18 protein-coding genes and 1 riboswitch are annotated in these 18,904 nt (G+C 44.6%); of the genes, 16 read left to right on the top strand and 2 right to left on the bottom strand.

All coding sequences use genetic code 11. From position 1 onward, the window contains the following. Positions 1-83: 83 nt before the first annotated feature. The 8 genes from AS030_RS14360 (at position 84) to AS030_RS14395 (ending at position 7,985) form a co-directional block, all read left to right on the top strand. The gene (locus AS030_RS14360; RefSeq protein ID WP_061972556.1) at positions 84-677 is read left to right on the top strand and encodes a TetR/AcrR family transcriptional regulator; all 594 of its coding nucleotides are present in this window, start codon (positions 84-86) and stop codon (positions 675-677) included. Between the two features lie 39 nt (positions 678-716). Further along, entirely contained in the window at positions 717-1,487 is a 771-nt protein-coding gene (locus AS030_RS14365; protein ID WP_061972557.1) for an enoyl-CoA hydratase, read from the top strand. Between the two features lie 21 nt (positions 1,488-1,508). Then, positions 1,509-2,279, top strand: a complete 771-nt coding sequence (locus AS030_RS14370) for an electron transfer flavoprotein subunit beta/FixA family protein (protein ID WP_061972558.1) — start codon at positions 1,509-1,511, stop codon at positions 2,277-2,279. A gap of 13 nt (positions 2,280-2,292) precedes the next feature. After that, positions 2,293-3,270 (top strand): electron transfer flavoprotein subunit alpha/FixB family protein, encoded by a 978-nt coding sequence (locus tag AS030_RS14375; RefSeq protein ID WP_061972559.1) that lies wholly within the window; start codon positions 2,293-2,295, stop codon positions 3,268-3,270. Between the two features lie 90 nt (positions 3,271-3,360). Further along, a complete protein-coding gene (locus AS030_RS14380; RefSeq protein ID WP_061972560.1) occupies positions 3,361-3,960 on the top strand; it encodes a histidine phosphatase family protein in 600 nt (199 codons plus the stop codon). Positions 3,961-4,066: 106 nt separating this feature from the next. Then, the gene (gene trxA, locus AS030_RS14385) at positions 4,067-4,378 is read left to right on the top strand and encodes a thioredoxin (protein WP_061972561.1); all 312 of its coding nucleotides are present in this window, start codon (positions 4,067-4,069) and stop codon (positions 4,376-4,378) included. Between the two features lie 193 nt (positions 4,379-4,571). Further along, complete coding sequence (gene uvrC, locus AS030_RS14390; protein WP_061973034.1) at positions 4,572-6,293, top strand: excinuclease ABC subunit UvrC; 1,722 nt, start codon at positions 4,572-4,574, stop codon at positions 6,291-6,293. Between the two features lie 76 nt (positions 6,294-6,369). After that, a riboswitch (Lysine riboswitch) is annotated at positions 6,370-6,560 on the top strand. Between the two features lie 189 nt (positions 6,561-6,749). Then, positions 6,750-7,985, top strand: a complete 1,236-nt coding sequence (locus AS030_RS14395) for an aspartate kinase (protein WP_061972562.1) — start codon at positions 6,750-6,752, stop codon at positions 7,983-7,985. Between the two features lie 37 nt (positions 7,986-8,022). Here AS030_RS14395 and bioB read toward each other — a convergent pair whose 3' ends face one another. Further along, complete coding sequence (gene bioB / locus AS030_RS14400) at positions 8,023-9,012, bottom strand: biotin synthase BioB (protein ID WP_061972563.1); 990 nt, start codon at positions 9,010-9,012, stop codon at positions 8,023-8,025. A 124-nt stretch (positions 9,013-9,136) separates the two neighbouring features. Next, on the bottom strand, positions 9,137-9,619 hold the full coding sequence (locus AS030_RS14405) for a YslB family protein (protein ID WP_082635824.1): 483 nt from the start codon (positions 9,617-9,619) through the stop codon (positions 9,137-9,139). 318 nt (positions 9,620-9,937) lie between these two features. On the opposite strand from AS030_RS14405, the gene AS030_RS14410 reads away from it, so the two are divergent. The 8 genes from AS030_RS14410 (at position 9,938) to ptsP (ending at position 18,740) form a co-directional block, all read left to right on the top strand. Beyond that, positions 9,938-10,546 carry a succinate dehydrogenase cytochrome b558 subunit gene (locus AS030_RS14410; RefSeq protein WP_061972564.1) on the top strand — a complete coding sequence of 203 codons (609 nt, stop codon included), beginning with the start codon at positions 9,938-9,940 and terminating at the stop codon, positions 10,544-10,546. A 16-nt stretch (positions 10,547-10,562) separates the two neighbouring features. After that, positions 10,563-12,326, top strand: a complete 1,764-nt coding sequence (gene sdhA, locus AS030_RS14415) for a succinate dehydrogenase flavoprotein subunit (RefSeq protein ID WP_061972565.1) — start codon at positions 10,563-10,565, stop codon at positions 12,324-12,326. Then, entirely contained in the window at positions 12,327-13,088 is a 762-nt protein-coding gene (gene sdhB, locus AS030_RS14420) for a succinate dehydrogenase iron-sulfur subunit (RefSeq protein ID WP_129474692.1), read from the top strand. It abuts the gene before it with no gap. Between the two features lie 214 nt (positions 13,089-13,302). Beyond that, positions 13,303-13,527: a helix-turn-helix domain-containing protein gene (locus AS030_RS14425; protein WP_007202417.1), complete on the top strand. Its 225-nt coding sequence runs from the start codon at positions 13,303-13,305 to the stop codon at positions 13,525-13,527. Between the two features lie 142 nt (positions 13,528-13,669). Further along, positions 13,670-14,503 (top strand): glucose PTS transporter transcription antiterminator GlcT, encoded by an 834-nt coding sequence (gene glcT, locus AS030_RS14430; protein WP_061972567.1) that lies wholly within the window; start codon positions 13,670-13,672, stop codon positions 14,501-14,503. 197 nt (positions 14,504-14,700) lie between these two features. Next, positions 14,701-16,737 (top strand): glucose-specific PTS transporter subunit IIBC, encoded by a 2,037-nt coding sequence (gene ptsG, locus AS030_RS14435; RefSeq protein WP_061972568.1) that lies wholly within the window; start codon positions 14,701-14,703, stop codon positions 16,735-16,737. 24 nt (positions 16,738-16,761) lie between these two features. Further along, positions 16,762-17,028: a phosphocarrier protein HPr gene (locus AS030_RS14440; protein WP_061972569.1), complete on the top strand. Its 267-nt coding sequence runs from the start codon at positions 16,762-16,764 to the stop codon at positions 17,026-17,028. Beyond that, positions 17,028-18,740 carry a phosphoenolpyruvate--protein phosphotransferase gene (ptsP, locus tag AS030_RS14445; protein WP_061972570.1) on the top strand — a complete coding sequence of 571 codons (1,713 nt, stop codon included), beginning with the start codon at positions 17,028-17,030 and terminating at the stop codon, positions 18,738-18,740. Before AS030_RS14440 ends, ptsP begins: the two co-directional genes overlap by 1 nt. Positions 18,741-18,904: the final 164 nt, after the last annotated feature.

The following is an 18,904-nucleotide window of genomic DNA, read 5'->3' on the forward strand; positions in this document are numbered from 1 at the left end:
AAAAAACGACTTGTTTTACAATTAATTTATGAATGAACAATCATTCAGTTTAGAGCAGCTCGTTTTGAAGTGAGGAGATTATCGTGAAACGTAAAGGCCCAAAGTATGACCAAATTATTGATGCCGCGGTGAATGTCATTGCAATTCATGGATATCATCAGTCCCAAGTATCCAAGATTGCAAAACAGGCATCTGTAGCAGATGGGACGATCTATCTTTATTTTAAAAATAAAGAAGATCTGCTCGTTTCTGTTTTTAACGAAAAAATGGGAACCTTTATCGAAAAAACGGGGAATGAGCTGAAAGGAAAATCGTCGGCCGTTGAAAAGCTGTTAACACTGATCGAGATGCATTTCAATCTGTTGAATGAGGATCATCAACTGTCCATTGTCACCCAACTCGAGCTTCGCCAGACCAACCGGGCGCTTCGTGCTAAAATTGGTGAGGTTTTAAAGCGGTATCTGTCACTGATTGATCTCATCCTGAAAGAGGGGATGGAGGAAAACGTGTTTGACAGAACAATGGATACACGGCTCGCACGGCAGATGATTTTTGGGACGATAGATGAAACGGCGACGAACTGGGTGATGAACGACCACCGTTACGATCTGCCTTCCCTGGCTCTTCCAGTACACCGAATGCTTGTTAATGGATTAAGCAATAATGCAGGGAGCTGACGCCCCTGCATCAACCAGATAAATAAGGAGTGTGAGAGAATGGAGTTCTTACAGGTTCATAAAGAGAATCGCATCGCCACCATACAGCTCAACCGGCCCCCGGCGAACGCCTTGTCGACCCAGCTGATCCGCGAATTGTCCAAGGTGTTTGATGAACTTGAGCATGATGGTGAAGCAAAAGTGATCGTGCTTAAAGGAGAGGGCAGATTTTTTTCTGCAGGGGCGGATATCAAGGAATTTACAACGATTCAGAATGAAGCCGATTTTGCGGAACTTGGAGCGTTTGGCCAGCAGCTTTTTGACCGGATGGAGAATTACCCGAAACTGATTATAGCTGCCATACACGGTGCCGCACTTGGTGGTGGCCTGGAGCTTGCAATGGCATGCCATATCCGTCTGGTTTCAAAAGAAGCAAAGCTTGGTTTGCCAGAGTTGCAGCTTGGGTTGATTCCCGGTTTTGCAGGAACACAAAGGCTCCCGCAATATGTAGGAGCGGCGAAAGCGGCTGAAATGCTCGTCACCTCGGAACCGATAACCGGAGAGGAAGCGGTGGCGTGTGGATTGGCGACAGCAGCTTATACAGATGAAGACCTTTTTGAAAAGGCTTACAGTCTTGCGGGAAAGGCAGCGGCCAAGAGTTCTCTCTCCATCCGTTATACCCTCGAACTTTTGCAGTATGCTTCAAAAGGACAATACGCAGAAGGAGCCAAAAAGGAATCTCAGTATTTCGGAAAAGTGTTTGTCTCCGAAGATGGCCAAGAGGGGATTCAGGCATTTATCGAAAAACGAAAGCCAAACTTTAAAAACTAATTTTCCATTGGAGGGTTTCGCATGAATTTATATGTGATTTTAAAACGCACGTTCGATACCGAAGAGAAAATCAGCATTTCCAACGGGGAAATTTCCCATGACAGTGCCGAGTACATCATCAATCCGTACGATGAGTACGCAATTGAAGAAGCGATTACACTCCGTGATGCCCATGGCGGTGAAGTTACGGTTGTAACGGTCGGAACAGAAGAATCCGAAAAAGAATTGCGCACAGCACTTGCCATGGGTGCCGATAAAGCTGTTTTGATCGATACTGAGGAACTTGACAGCACAGATCAGTACACCACGTCTGCCGTGCTGGCTGAGTTTTTCAAAGATAAGGAATATGATTTAATTCTTGGTGGAAACGTGGCGATTGATAATGGTTCAGGTCAAGTCGGCCCGCGTTTGGCTGAACTTCTTGGAATTCCGCAGGTCACCACGATTACAAAGATTGAAGTAAACGGCACGGATGTCTTCATTGAACGTGACGTGGAAGGCGATGTGGAAAAGATCGAAACGTCGCTTCCACTATTGGTAACCGCTCAGCAGGGATTGAATGAACCTCGCTATCCTTCTTTGCCGGGAATTATGAAGGCCAAGAAAAAGCCGCTTGAAACGCTGGAAATCGATGATCTGGACATCGATGAGGAAGATGTAGAAGCCAAAACAAAGACGGTGGAAGTATTCATGCCGCCTAAGAAAGAAGCAGGAAAAATCTTAAGCGGTGAACTTAACGACCAAGTTAAAGAACTTGTTTCATTACTACGCTCAGAAGCAAAAGTGATATAAGGAGGAATACAACATGTCTAAAAAGGTTCTGGTACTCGGAGAAGTTCGTGACGGAGAATTAAGAAATGTATCCTTTGAGGCTGTAGCTGCAGCAAAGGAAATTTCTTCAGGCGGAGAAGTCATCGCTGTCCTATGCGGTGAAGGATTAAATGAAGCAGGTAAAGCATTGATCCACTATGGAGCCGACCGCGTGGTACTTGCTGAACACAGCTTGTTATCCAACTATTCAACAGATGGATACGTTCAAGCGCTTTTGCAAGTGATTGACCAGGAAAAACCCGATGGATTGGTACTTGGGCACACAGCGCTGGGGAAAGACCTTTCTCCAAGACTTGCAGCCCGCCTGAAATCCGGATTGATTTCCGATGTGACGTCGCTTGAGCAAGCCGGAGAAAATGTGGTATTTACCCGTCCGATCTATTCTGGAAAAGCGTTCGAGAAAAAAGTGATCACAGACGGACTTGTATTCGTCACCATCCGACCGAACAATATCACGCCGCTTGAAATCGATGAAAGCCGCTCGGGAGATGTTTCTGCTTTTGCGGTTGATGTAAAGGATTTACGCACGGTTGTTAAAGATGTGGTCAGAAAAGCTTCCACAGGCGTTGACCTTTCCGAAGCGAAAATTATCGTGGCAGGAGGGCGCGGTGTAAAATCCCAGGATGGCTTTAAGCCGTTGCAGGAATTGGCAGATGTACTGGGGGCAGCGGTAGGTGCTTCCCGCGGAGCGTGTGATGCAGACTATTGCGATTACTCCCTGCAGATTGGTCAGACAGGCAAGGTGGTAACACCGGATTTGTATATCGCTTGCGGAATTTCAGGTGCGATTCAGCATCTGGCCGGCATGTCCAATTCTAAGGTTATCGTCGCAATTAACAAGGATCCGGAAGCGAGCATCTTCTCTGTTGCCGATTATGGCATTGTTGGGGATTTGTTTGAAGTCGTTCCCCTGTTAACCGAAGAATTCAAGAATGTTCTGGTGAAATCATAAGCAAAGGGCCGGCGGTCTCTGCCGGCTTTTTGTTTTTACAGCCCCATAAATGTTACAATGGGTCCAAATCTGAAGAAATGAGTGGGCAACTTGACGACACTAGCATTTGTAAGACATGGCCAGACCGATTGGAATGCCGCGGGAAGAATTCAGGGAATCATAGATATTCCGCTCAATGCGGATGGACGGGCTCAGGCGGGTGCTTTGGCCGGGCGGTTTGAGGGAGAACATTGGGATCTCATTGTGACCAGTTCACTCTCTCGTGCCCATGAGACAGGGCGTATCATTGCAGAAGTCCTTCATGCGCCTCTGGCCACGGATTCGCGGATACGCGAAATGAATTTCGGGCGCCTGGAAGGAACGGATGAAGCCGGTCGGATCAAGCGATGGGGAGAGCAATGGAACGACCTTGAACATGGAATTGAAAAGAAGGAAGAGGTCCTGAAGAGAGGATACCAGTTTCTTCAGGAGCTGACTGAAAACCATGAAGGAAAAAAAGTAATGGTCATCAGCCATGGGGCATTTATCGGTACACTGATCAGGGATATGATGAAAGCTGCGGAGTATGAAGCTTCACTCTTTAATACATCAGTGAGTATCCTGAACTATAGGGAGCAGCAATGGGAGTGCCTGTTGTTTAATTGTAACGCTCACCTCAGGGTTCCCTCACCAATGAATGGCAGGGTTTGATTCTCTCACAATTTGGGTACGATAAAGCATGAGCAAACAAATAGATGTAAATTAGGTTTGATGATATACTCTGTTTACATGCTGAAATTAAGGAGGCAATTTTAATATGGCAATTGTAAATGCAACTGATCAGACGTTCAGCCAAGAAACAAGTGAAGGCTTAGTGCTAGCAGACTTTTGGGCACCATGGTGCGGACCTTGTAAAATGATCGCGCCGGTTCTAGAAGAGCTTGCCAGCGAGAACGAAGATCTAAAAGTAGTAAAACTTGATGTTGACGAAAACCAGGAAGTAGCCGGAAAATATGGAGTAATGAGCATTCCAACTCTTATCGTTTTCAAAAATGGTGAGGTCGTTGACCAGGTTGTAGGCTTCCAGCCGAAAGAAGCACTGGGCGAACTGTTAAACAAACACAAATAAAAAACGAAGAAAGGGCTGGCCATGATATGGCTGGCCTTTTTCTTGGCATTAATTATAGAGAGCGTCTGTTCTTATGAACTGCAAAATTAAGGGTATCATGCTATGATATTACATAGAAAAAGGGGGGAGAGGCACGTTGGATATTATAAGAGAAAAGTTGGCAGTACTTCCCGATCAGCCAGGATGCTACCTCATGAAAGACCAGTTCGGAAAGGTTATCTATGTTGGTAAAGCAAAGGTCCTTAAGAACCGGGTAAGGTCTTATTTTTCAGGTTCGCATGATGGGAAAACTCAGCGTCTGGTCGCGAACATTGCGGATTTCGAATACATCATTACCTCCTCGGAGTTTGAGGCTCTCCTTCTTGAAATGAACCTGATCAAAAAATACGATCCGAAGTTTAATGTCATGCTGAAAGATGATAAAACCTATCCTTATCTGAAAATAACCGGAGAGGAACAGCCAAGGCTGTTATATACCAGAAAGGTAAAAAAAGATAAGGGCAAGTATTTCGGGCCCTTTGTCAATGCCTATGCCGCCCAGGAGACCAAGAAGCTGCTGGACCGTTTGTATCCGCTGCGCAAATGCGATCATATGCCAAATAAAGTGTGCCTGTACTACCACATCGGACAATGTCTGGGGCCTTGTGTGTATGATATTACGAAGGAACAGAATAAAAAGATGGTCGATGAGATCGTGAAGTTTTTAAATGGCGGTTTTCCAGAAGTTAGGGAAGAATTAACGAAAAAAATGCTTGCGGCATCAGAAGAGCTTAATTTTGAACGCGCAAAGGAACTCAGGGACCAGATCCAGCATATCGATGCCGTTATGCAGAAGCAGAAAATGATGACCGCTGATATGGCCGACAAAGACGTGTTTGGCTATCATTACGACAAAGGGTGGATGTGTGTTCAGGTTTTCTTCATCAGGCAGGGCAAACTGATCGAGAGAGACGTTTCCCTTTTTCCGTTCTATGGAGAAGCCTCCGAGGATTTCTTAACGTTTATCGGTCAGTTTTACCTGCAAAAAAGCCATATCCTCCCCAAAGAAATTATTTTGCCTCAAGAGGTAAACGGGGATATGGTGAACGAGCTGCTTCAGGTGAAGGTGTCGCAGCCAAAACAAAGGCAAAAGAAAGAATTTGTTGATCTTGCCACGAAGAATGCCCAAAATGCGCTGAAAGAAAAGTTTGCACTCATCGAGCGTGATGAAGAACGGACCATCAAAGCGGTCGAAAGCCTTGGAAAGCAGCTGAACATCCCGGCCCCTTACCGGATAGAAGCATTTGATAATTCAAATATCCACGGCACCAGCCCGGTGTCGGCGATGATTGTCTTCGAGGATGGTAAACCAAACAAAAAAGAGTACCGGAAATACAAGATTAAAACGGTAACCGGTCCTGATGATTATGCTTCCATGAAAGAGGTCGTGCGGAGAAGGTATTCACGGATTCTGAAGGAAAATGGACAGCTTCCGGATCTGATAATCATTGATGGCGGAAAAGGACAGATTGCCGCGGCGCAGGATGTTCTTGAAAATGAATTAAATCTCTTTATCCCGGTGGGCGGATTAGCGAAGGATGAAAAACACCGCACGTCTCAATTGTTAATGGGAGACCCTCCGGAAATTATGGAAATGCCGAGAAACAGCCAGGAGTTTTATCTTCTGCAGCGCATACAAGATGAGGTGCACCGTTTTGCCATCACGTTCCACCGTCAGGTCAGGGATAAGGGCATGTTTCGTTCCAGCCTTGATAATATCCCGGGTGTCGGTGAAAAAAGAAAAAAAATGCTGCTGAGAAAATTTGGATCTATAAAAAAGATGAAAGAGGCGACCATGGAGGATTTCCGGGCAGCAGGCATCCCCATGGGGGTAGCAGAAGAAATCATGCAGGCGCTGCAAAAGGATCCATCATAAAAAAGGGTTGATTTTTAAAATCTGCTTTGCTACACTAAATACAAATTTTAATAGAGCGCCATACTTCAGTTTTTGAAGTGATGGTAGAGGAGCAAAAACCAATAGTAGGCAACCGGAAGAGAAGGAGCTCTTATGACGGTGGCTGAAAGGGGATTTTTGCCGAAGCTTTAGGAAACTTCCTTTTTCTTAAGGCTGGACCTGCATTGAATAAATGCAGGGCTGTCACACATTCCTTGCCCGGAGGATGTGTGGAGGACTATCTCACATGAGGGGAAAACATGCTGGCTTACTGTTGCCTATTCAAGCAGCAATAAGGTCTTTTCCTTATTGCTGCTTTTTTGTATTCATAAACAGTTTTACAGTCTGTTGAAAAAGTGGAAGCCAGGACTTGGCTGGCCATATCTGGGTGTCTTTTTAGCATAACAACTTTTTGCGGATGAGAAAGGATGGACCATTGTGGCGTTAATTGTTCAAAAATTCGGAGGGACAAGTGTAGGTACTCCCGAAAAAATCAGGAATGCGGCCAGACGGATTATTCAGGCAGCAAATGAAGGAAATCAGGTGATTGCGGTTGTTTCTGCCATGGGCAAGACAACCGACGATTTGGTAAAGCTGGCAGGAGAAATCACAAGCAAACCATCCAAACGGGAAATGGACATGCTGCTCACCACAGGTGAACAAATTACCATATCATTGTTAGCCATGGCTCTTGAGGAGGCCGGTCACCCGGCGGAATCTCTCACCGGATGGCAGGCGGGTATCCAAACGGAGAGCCTTCATGGCAATGCGAGAATATTGGACATTGATACGAAAAGAATCGAAACGCTCTTAAATGAAGGGAAAATAGCAGTCGTTGCCGGATTTCAAGGGTGGACAGCGTCGCAAAGGATTACGACTCTAGGTCGGGGAGGCTCGGACACAACAGCTGTTGCTATAGCTGCAGCCCTTCGTGCGGACAAGTGCGAAATTTATACGGATGTGACCGGTGTGTTTACCACCGATCCCAGGGTTGTGAAGCATGCGCGGAAACTGGCTGCCATTTCTTATGATGAAATGCTTGAGCTGGCCAATTTGGGGGCAGGGGTCCTGCATCCAAGAGCTGTTGAATTTGCCAAGAATTACGGAGTAAAGCTTGAAGTTCGTTCAAGTATGGAAGAGGAACGTGGAACAATCGTTGAGGAGGAAGCAGAAATGGAAAACAATCTAGTGGTAAGAGGACTGGCTTTTGAAGGCAATGTTACCAAAATCACAATTGAGAATCTCCCGAACGGATTGAATACACTTTCGTCTGTATTTTCTTTGCTCGCGGACAATAACATTAATGTTGATATTATTATTCAAAGTGTAAACAAGCAGGAAAAAACCAACATTTCCTTCTCCATTGACAGTGCCATTTTTGATGAGACGGTCCAGCTTTTGGAGCAGAACAAAGGACAGCTTGGTTTCAGCCAAATTCTCCACGAAGATGGACTGGCGAAGGTTTCTATTGTCGGCTCAGGGATGATCTCCAATCCTGGTGTCGCGGCACAAATGTTTAAGGCTTTATCTGATCAGAATATTATGATCAAAATGGTAAGTACCTCAGAGATCAAAGTATCCACTGTAGTTGGGCAGCAGGATATGATTAATGCTATTGAGACACTTCATGATGTATTTGAACTGGACGCGAGAGTACCAGTTCAACACGCATAATAACGTCCGGGCCATTTTGCCCGGACGTTTTATTTTTCTATACGTTTGCCTTATCGTTCAAAAAGTCGATCTCAAACCCGAGGTCCTCAAGGATTTGATGATCTGCAGTAGTTTCCTGTCCGCCTGTCGTCAGATAATCCCCGACAAAAATGGAGTTCGCCGCGTAAAGCCCCAGCGGCTGAAGGCTGCGAAGATTAACTTCCCTGCCGCCGGATATTCTGATTTCCTTCGCAGGGTTCATATACCTGAACAAAGCCAGTACCTTTAAGCAGAAACGCGGATTCAGATTGTCCATGTTTTCAAGAGGAGTGCCCGGAATGGCATGAAGGAAATTGACGGGAATCGAATCCGCATCGATCTCCCGGAGCGACATGGCCATAGATATAATATCCTTGTTGCTTTCTCCCATGCCGATGATGACTCCCGAACAAGGTGAAAGGCCGGCTTCTTTTATTTTGTCTAGGGTGGAGACCCTGTCTGCATATGTATGGGTGTTCGTGATGACACTGTGGTGGTCTTCGGATGTGTTGATGTTATGGTTGTATCGTTCTACGCCTGCCTCCTTAAGCTGCTGTGCTTGAGTTTCACTGACAATGCCCAGGCAGGCGCATATTTTCATAGTATACGAGGATTTGATTTCCTTTACGGCTTCGATCACGGTCGTCAAGTCTCTCTGGAGTGGTCCGCGCCCGCTTGAGACAATACAATACGTTCTGACATTTTGCTGATAGGCTTTCTCTGCCCCGGCGACAATGGTTTCTTTATCCATCATTGTGTATTTTTCAATTGATGCAGATGAAACAGAAGATTGCGAGCAATATCCGCAGTCTTCGGGGCACATGCCGGATTTTGTATTGATGATTTTATTCAATTTTACCTTCTTTCCAAAGTAATGCTTTCTCACGATAAATGAGCCTTGAAGAAGGGGAAGCAGTTCATCATCCGAAGACTCCAGAATGCTCATGGCTTCTTGATGGGTAAGCACTTTTCCGTTGATCACATCTTTTCCAAGCCGGGTCCAGTCCATAGAATTCCCTCCTGATTGTCAACTTAAATAATTTACAAGTTAACATTAAGGGACGGGCCAGAAAGTTGTCAATTAGGAAGTAAAAATAAAAAAAACCGGCATGCCGGTTTCATAGTGAGTGGACTTAAGCTAGTTTTTCGGTGGATGTTTCGTCTTTTCGGTCCCATTGTACAGTAAATTGAATTTTATTTTTACGCTTTACCGTTTCATAGGTTTCCGAGATGCACTTTCGCTGATTTTGTACTTGTTCTGCAATAAACCCTGCTTCCAGGCCGAAGGTGGGGTTTTCCTGTAGTTCAAAGCGTTTGTCAATGAGTGGAGAAGACAGTTCCAATATCATCTCATTCTTGTTCATTTCGGCAATAATCAAGCTTCCCCAACCGGCTTCTGCAAAAAAGTGAACCAGTTCTTCCGTTGAGCTTAAAGGAAACTTCCTTGCCAGGCTGCGTCCGGCCCAATACAGGATGTTGCGTTCTTCTTTACCAAGCAATTCCGGCAGCAGAATGTTTTTCAAAAGTTCATAGCCGAAAACCGGAACACCTCCAGCAGGTGGAGTTTCTTTTGATGCCTTTTCCTCGCTTTGCTGGATGTTCTCATGTTGTTCCATTTCGATCTCCCCGCTTTCTACGTTTTCCATTATAGCCTGAATAATACGAGAACTCTATAAAAAGTCACATATTTGTCGAATTTTCCGTGAGCGATAACGTTGAAAAAACCCTTTTAAATCAAGACTTTTTTGAAATTTTTATGTTAACGTTTTCTTGACGGTGTCAAACGATGGGAGTAAAATGAAACATGTTATTAAGTTAACGCATGAACGATCATCTTTTTTACTTCAAGCGCTGAGGAATAGCTTTCAAAAAGGGACGGAGAGAAACCAGTGGTTTCAAAAAAGACAGAGGTAATTTAGAAAGGGGCAAATTGAATGGCAGGCAGTCGAAGTTTTAACACAAGAAGGCTACACTCATTACTCGGTGTAATCCCGGTAGGACTATTTCTACTAGAGCATCTCGTTGTAAACTACTTTGCAACAAAAGGGGCAGCATCGTTTGATAATGCAGCAGATTTTATGGGCAACTTACCATTCCGTTATATTCTGGAAGCGGTTGTTATTTTTATTCCTCTCTATTTCCATGCAATTTACGGTCTTTATATTACTTTTACGGCAAAGAACAACACAAGCCGTTATGGGTATTTCCGTAACTGGATGTATCTTTTACAGCGTGTAACTGGAGTTATTACTCTAATCTACGTTTCCTGGCATGTTTGGGAAACTCGAATTGCAGCAGCCTTTGGAGCAGAAGTAAACTATCAGATGATGGCAGACATTTTAAGCTCACCATTCATGGTGGCATTTTACTTAATCGGTGTTCTTTCTGCCGTATTTCACTTTTCAAACGGTTTATGGTCATTTTTTGTCAGCTGGGGTCTTACGGTTTCGCCTCGATCACAGAGAATTTCTACTTACGTGACGATGGGCGTTTTTGTTGCGCTTGCGATCGTGAGTGTCCGAACTATTTTTGCATTCATTTAAGAAGGGGTGAACCATCTTGAGTAAAGGAAATATTATTATTGTTGGTGGAGGCCTTGCCGGGCTGATGGCTACCATCAAGGCAGCTGAAGCCGGTATGAAGGTTGACTTGTTTTCGCTGGTTCCTGTTAAACGTTCCCACTCTGTATGTGCACAGGGCGGAATTAACGGGGCTGTAAATACAAAAGGGGAAGGGGATTCTCCGTACGTCCATTTCGATGATACGATTTATGGGGGAGACTTTCTTGCCAACCAAACTCCTGTAAAGGCGATGTGCGAAGCGGCGCCAGGAATTATCCATCTTATGGACCGCATGGGTGTAATGTTTAACCGTACACCGGAAGGATTGCTTGATTTCCGCCGTTTCGGGGGAACACAGCATCACCGAACCGCATTTGCCGGAGCAACAACCGGACAGCAGCTTCTGTATGCGTTGGACGAGCAAGTAAGACGCCATGAAGTAGCCGGCCTGGTTACCAAATATGAAGGCTGGGAATTCTTGTCCGCGATCGTCGATGATGAAGGAGTTTGCCGCGGTATTACTTCCCAAAACTTAAAATCCATGGAGATTCACAGCTTTGCTGCGGACGCTGTTATCATGGCGACCGGAGGACCTGGAATTATCTTTGGTAAATCTACGAACTCTGTTATCAATACTGGTGCAGCAGCAGCTTCTCTATACCAGCAAGGTGTTGATTATGCAAATGGGGAGTTCATTCAAATTCACCCAACAGCAATCCCGGGGGATGACAAGCTTCGTCTTATGAGTGAATCAGCCCGTGGTGAAGGTGGTCGCGTTTGGACCTATAAAGATGGTAAACCTTGGTACTTCCTTGAAGAAAAGTATCCTGCATATGGAAACCTTGTTCCTCGTGATATTGCTACACGTGAAATTTTCCATGTGTGTGTAGATGAAAAATTGGGAATCAACGGCGAAAACATGGTCTATCTTGACCTTTCTCATAAAGATCCGAAAGAGCTGGACATCAAGCTTGGCGGAATTATAGAAATCTATGAAAAATTCATGGGGGATGACCCTCGTAAAGTTCCGATGAAAATCTTCCCTGCTGTCCATTATTCCATGGGAGGCATGTGGGTTGACTTTAACCAGATGACCACCATCCCTGGTCTTTTCGCTGCGGGTGAATGTGAGTATCAATACCACGGAGCCAACCGTTTGGGAGCCAACTCACTTCTTTCTGCCATTTTCGGTGGAATGCAGGCGGGCCCTGCAGCTGCTGCATATGTAAACGGTCTTGAAAAAAGCTCGGATGACGTTTCTGCTTCTGTATTTGAGCAGCAGGTTCGCAAAGAGCAAGAAAAATACGATAACATTATTAGCATGGACGGTAATGAAAATGCGTATGTTCTTCACAAAGAACTTGGTGAATGGATGACGGATAACGTTACAGTTGTACGCTATAATGACAAGCTTCAGCAAACGGATGAAAAAATCCAGGAATTGATGGAGCGATACAAAAAGGTCAACATCAATGATACAGCCAAGTGGAGCAACCAGGGTGCATCCTTTACACGCCAGCTGTGGCATATGCTTCAGCTTGGAAGAGTCATTACGCTTGGTGCCTTAAACCGTGATGAAAGCCGCGGTGCGCACTATAAGCCGGACTTCCCGGATCGTAATGATGATGAATGGCTAAAGACAACAAAAGCAACCTTTAACCCTGCAACTAACGGTCCAGATTTTTCTTATGAAGAAGTGGACATTCAATACATCAAGCCGCGTAAGCGTGACTATTCCAAAAAGAAAGCGGAGGCGAAATAAATCATGAGTGATAAGACCATTAAGTTTCTCATCACGAGACAAGACACTCCTGAAACGGCCCCGTACGAAGAAGAGTTCGAGCTTGAATATCGTGCGAATATGAATGTCATTTCCGCGCTGATGGAGATCCGCAGAAGCCCTGTGAACGCAAAAGGGGAAGCGACTACTCCTGTTACGTGGGAAATGAATTGCCTTGAAGAAGTATGTGGAGCATGCTCCATGGTCATTAATGGGAAGCCGCGTCAGGCGTGTACGGCTCTCATTGACAAGCTTGAACAGCCGATTCGTCTGGCCCCAATGAAAACATTCCCGGTCGTACGTGACCTTGCTGTCGACCGAAGCCGTATGTTCGATGCCCTGAAGCGTGTGAAAGCCTGGATTCCAATCGATGGTACCTATGATTTAGGTCCTGGACCCCGCATGCCGGAAACAAAACGCCAGTGGGCATATGAGCTTTCTAAGTGCATGACATGCGGTGTGTGTCTGGAAGCATGCCCGAACGTAAACAGCAAATCTGATTTCATCGGTCCCGCGCCTTTGTCTCAGGTTCGATTGTTCAATGCGCATCCAACAGGAGAGATGAACAAGGAAGAACGTTTGAATGCATTGATGGAAGACGGTGGTCTTGCATCATGCGGTAATTCTCAAAACTGCGTGCAGTCTTGTCCAAAGGGTATCCCGTTGACAACTTCGATTGCTGCTCTGAATCGTGCCACTACATTCCAGGCGTTCAAAAACTTTTTTGGAAGCGACCGAGTATAATGGAAAAGCCCCTTCACAATCGGAGGGGCTTTCTTTATGTCTATTTTTATAAACGGGCGCATAGTAAGGAAAGGTCAGGAAGGAAATCTTAGACTTTTTCAATGAATCAAGTCACTCCTAAAAAGCTTCTGACATAGTATATGTTGACTAAATACTTCCAATTTGCAAATGTGCATTGGCAGTTCTTATACCCTAGCAAGGAGGGGTGAAATCATTGAAAGAGAAACACTACCGACCGAAGCCTCTACTTACAAAACGAGAAAGAGAAGTTTTTGAATTACTGGTCCAAGACAAGACAACCAAAGAAATCGCAGAACAGCTTTTTATTAGCGAGAAGACCGTTCGCAACCACATTTCCAACACAATGCAAAAGCTTGGGGTGAAAGGGCGCTCTCAAGCCGTTGTAGAATTATTGAGGCTTGGAGAACTAGAAATTTAGTCAGAAAACGGCTTTCGCTGAAAGCCGTTTTTCTTTTTCGAAAGGGTAACCTGATTTTGATAATTGCTAAACAACCTTTTTTGGGCTATGATGTAGGCATTGCGAAATTCTAGGCTTACTGCTCGAAAGGAATGGAAACAGGATGAATGCACCCTTCCACATTAAAAAAACACTCAACAATAATGCAGTGGTCGCGACAGATGCTTCAAGCATGGAATTGATCCTGATCGGAAAGGGTATCGGGTTTGGAAAGGTAAAGGGTGATGTCATAGAGGCGAATGTCATTGACAAACTCTATATTCTGACCAGCGAAAAAGAGCAGGAGCAGTATGTATCTATAGTCCGTTCCCTTGATGAATCATTTATCGAACTTCTCAACGATGTGATTACCCACATAGAGAAGCGGATGCAAACCACATTAAATGAACATATTCATGTGGCCCTTACCGACCATATGGCTTTTGCCGTTAAACGTCTGGAACAAGGAATGGATATTCGGAATCCGTTTCTTTTGGAAACCCAGACCCTCTATCCAAAGGAATTCACCGTAGCCGAAGAAGTAATCGAGGAGATCAATCAGGCTCTCGGCATTCATTTGCCTGATGGCGAGATCGGCTTTGTGGCGCTTCATATCCACAGTGCAGTGACCAATAGAAGTTTGAGTGATATCAATCAGCATTCGCGACTGATCAACCGGCTGGCGGAATTAATTGAAGAGTCTCTTGAGATTAAGCTTGACCGGAAAAGTATTAATTACCTGAGGCTTGTCAGGCATTTGCGGCATACAATCGAACGGGTGGAAGCCGGCGAAAAAGTGGACAAACAAGAAAAGTTAGCAAAGGTGTTGAAAGAAGAATATCCTTTGTGCTACAATCTTGCTTGGAAGTTAATTAAGGTAATGCAGAATACGTTGAACAAGCCCATTCCGGAAGCGGAAGCAGTGTATCTGACGATGCATTTGCAAAGGCTTACTTAAACTTAATAAATGTACTTTTGCTTTACGTGTTACTGATTCGATCAGGCATGAGTGAAGAAAAAAGTGTAGTAAGAGCTTAATTCGGATAATCTATATCTGACTGGCTTTTGTATGCGCTTTTTTTGCACTCATGCCTTTTTTATATTGATTCAACTTCCAATACAACTATATTTAAAAAAATAAGGAGGAACATACCCATGTGGAAACAAATTTTTGGGGTGCTTCAGCGGGTAGGTAAGGCGTTGATGCTTCCGGTTGCGATTTTGCCGGCGGCAGGTTTGCTTTTAGCCTTTGGTAACGCATTCAAAAACCCTGCATTGCTTGATAAGATCCCTGCATTAAAAGCTGGCTGGTTCCAGCTTGTGGCAAGTGTAATGGAAAACTCGGGGAACATTGTGTTTTCCAACCTGTCCCTGCTTTTTGCGGTAGGGGTAGCCGTCGGTCTGGCCGGCGGAGAAGGAGTGGCAGGACTTGCTGCCATCATTGGTTACTTGATCATGAACGTGACGATGGGCACATTAAAAGGCATCACGCCGGACATGATCAAAGACAGTCCGGAGTTTGCCAATGTGCTTGGGATTCCAACGTTGCAAACCGGTGTTTTCGGCGGTATTATCGTAGGTATTCTTGCTTCGTATCTATATAAGCGTTTTTACAAGATCGAACTGCCTCCATACTTAGGGTTCTTTGCTGGTAAACGGTTTGTGCCGATTATTACAGCGGTTTCATCCCTGGTACTTGGGATCATTATGATCGGTGTTTGGCCTTATGCACAGCACGGGCTAAATTCTTTCTCGCATTTTATGCTTGATTCCAACCGTACACTAGCAGCCTTCGTTTTCGGTGTGATTGAACGTTCGTTAATCCCTTTCGGACTTCACCACATTTTCTACTCTCCTTTCTGGTTTGAGTTTGGGCAATATACGGACAAAGCCGGCGACATCATACGCGGTGACCAAAAAATCTTTTTTGCTCAAATTAAAGATGGTGCGCCACTAACCGCCGGTACATTCATGACAGGTAAGTTTCCGTTCATGATGTTTGGTCTTCCGGCAGCAGCGCTTGCCATGTATCATGAAGCGCGCCCTGAACACAAAAAAGTCGTAGCGGGCATCATGGGCTCTGCAGCCCTGACTTCGTTCCTTACAGGGATTACTGAACCACTTGAATTTACATTCTTGTTCGTGGCTCCTGTACTTTTCGGAATTCATGCAATTTTTGCCGGGTTGTCATTTATGACAATGCAGCTGTTAAATGTTAAAATCGGTATGACTTTCTCAGGTGGGGTTATCGATTATCTGTTGTTTGGAGTTCTGCCGGGCCGTACCGCTTGGTGGCTTGTTATTCCGGTAGGCTTGGTTCTTGCCGTGATTTATTACTTCGGTTTCCGCTTTGCGATCAGAAAATGGGATCTTAAGACCCCGGGACGCGAAGTAGTGGATGATGAAGTAGAAACAAACGTGAGTGCGAGCAACGAAGGTTCTTTGGCGGCCAACATTCTTGAAGGACTTGGCGGAAAAGGAAACATTCGTGATCTTGATGCTTGTATTACACGTCTGCGTGTTGCGGTTAATGATGCGAAAAATGTTGATAAAGATCGTTTGAAAAAACTCGGAGCTTCCGGTGTACTGGAAATGGGCAACAACATTCAGGCCATTTTCGGAACACGCTCAGATACGCTTAAGAGTGAAATCAAAGATATTATGGACGGTAAAGTCGTAGCAGCACCGAAAGAACCATTAACCGAAAAGCAGGAAATGGAAGTACCTGCTCCAGCCGTAGCTGAACGTTTCGTTTCACCGCTGGAAGGGAAAATCATGCCTATAACAGAAGTGCCTGACCAAGTGTTTTCTGGTAAAATGATGGGTGATGGATTTGCTGTGGAACCTTCGGATGGAACAGTAGTATCACCAGTAAATGGTAAGATCATCAACGTATTCCCGACAAAGCACGCAATTGGAATTGAATCCGATGGCGGCCGCGAAATTCTGGTCCATTTTGGAATCGACACGGTCAAACTTAAAGGAGAAGGATTCGAATTGTTTGTGAATGAGGGTGACATCATAGAGCAAGGGCAAGAATTAATGAAAGTTAATCTTGATTTTGTAAAAGGAAACGCTCCATCAGTTATAACACCAATCGTGTTTACCAACCTTGCTGAAGGAGAAAGCATTCACCTCGAAAAAACAGGAAATGTGTCTAAAGGTGAAGAAAATATCATCGCAATCCACTAAAAAATATCAAAGGAGTTTTTAATCATGGCAGAAAAAACATTTAAAGTAACTAGCGATTCAGGAATCCACGCACGTCCGGCAACTGTTCTTGTTAACCAGGCAGGACAATTCAGCTCAGACATGACTCTTGGGTACAACGGGAAAAATGTTAACCTTAAGTCCATTATGGGCGTGATGAGCCTTGGAATCCAAAGCGGTTCTGAAATCACAATCAAAGCTGAAGGAAACGATGCTGAAGTAGCGTTAAAAGCGATTGAAGATGTAATGAAAAAGGAAGGACTTGGTGAGTAATGTCTGAAAACATTTCAGGTATTGCTGCATCAGCAGGCATAGCGATTGCCAAAGCATTCATCCTTGAGAATCCTGAATTGACAATCGAAAAGAAGCGGGTGGAAGATACTGCTTCCGAGATTAACCGTTTTTCCGCCGCTGTCGAAAAGGCGAAAGGCGAACTTCAGGTTATTAAAGAAAATGCACTAAGAGATTTAGGAGAAGATAAGGCAGCAATTTTTGCTGCCCATCTTCTTGTTCTTGAAGATCCAGAGCTTATTGATGCAGTAAAAACGAAAATTGAAAGCGAAAATGTAAATGCAGAAAGTGCCATGGATGAAATCTCCAGCATGTTCATTACCATGTTTGAACAAATGGACAATGAATATATGAAAGAGCGTGCGGCGGATATCCGAGACGTATCTAAACGTGTTCTTGCTCATTTGCTGGGGGTTCAATTCTCATCCCCTGCAAGTATTTCTGAAGAAGTTATTATTATTGCTGAAGATTTAACACCGTCAGATACCGCCCAGCTTAACCGTCAATTTGTTCTCGGTTTTGCAACAGATATTGGCGGAAGAACTTCTCATTCCGCTATCATGTCCCGTTCAATGGAAATTCCAGCAGTTGTTGGAACTAAAGTAGTGACCGAGAAAATTCAAAACGGCACGATTCTTGTGATTGACGGACTTGACGGTGAAGTTATTGTTGACCCAACCGAAGAGGAACTTGCACTTTATAGGAAGAAACAAGATCAATATAAAGAACAAAAAGCAGAGTGGGCGAAGCTTGTTAACGAGCCAACAACGACGACTGATGGCCAGCATGTAGAACTTGCTGCCAACATTGGAACACCTAAGGACGTTCAGGGTGTGCTTGAGAATGGTGCCGAAGGTGTTGGGCTTTACCGAACAGAGTTCTTGTATATGGGCCGTGACCAGCTTCCAACCGAGGAAGAACAGTTTAAGGCGTATAAAGAAGTTCTCGAAAAAATGGAAGGAAAGCCTGTTGTTATCCGTACGTTGGATATCGGCGGTGACAAAGAACTGCCTTATTTGGACCTTCCAAAAGAAATGAATCCGTTTCTTGGTTTCCGTGCCATCCGACTTTGCCTGGAACAGCAGGATATCTTCAGAACACAGCTGAGAGCGTTGCTTCGAGCAAGTGCATACGGTAATTTGAAGATCATGTTCCCGATGATTGCGACGCTGGTCGAATTCCGCGCAGCCAAGAATGTTCTTCTTGAAGAAAAAGAAAAGCTCGCAAAGGAAAATATTGATGTTTCTGAAAACATTGAACTTGGAATCATGGTTGAAATTCCATCGACTGCGGTGCTTTCAGACCGTTTTGCCAAAGAAGTAGATTTCTTCTCTATTGGTACAAACGATCTTATTCAGTACACGATGGCGGCAGACAGAATGAACGAGAGAGTTTCCTATTTGTATCAGCCATACAATCCGGCTATTCTCCGTTTGATTCAAATGGTCATCAATGCTGCCCACAAAGAAGGTAAATGGGTAGGAATGTGTGGAGAAATGGCAGGAGATCCAATCGCTATTCCGATTCTGCTCGGTCTTGGACTCGATGAATTCTCCATGAGCGCAACGTCTGTGCTTCCTGCCAGAAGCCAGCTTTCCAAACTTTCCAAATCAGAAGCTGCAAAACATGTAGATACAATTTTAAACATGGATACTGCTGAAGAAGTTGTAAAGTTTGTGAATGAAAATTTTTAATGGCAAGTGAATGATAAGAGCTGGTCCTTTTGTAAAGGATCGGCTTTTCTTTGTTGACAACGATGAATTTTTCTTTTATCCTTTTTAAGGATTTTGTGTTGAACTGGTGGATGTTTGGATGCAGCAGTGAAGATGGAAGAGATAACCATTTTTCGAAGCTGGAG

This window comes from Fictibacillus enclensis, from assembly GCF_001457035.1.
Taxonomy (GTDB): domain Bacteria; phylum Bacillota; class Bacilli; order Bacillales; family Fictibacillaceae; genus Fictibacillus_C; species Fictibacillus_C enclensis.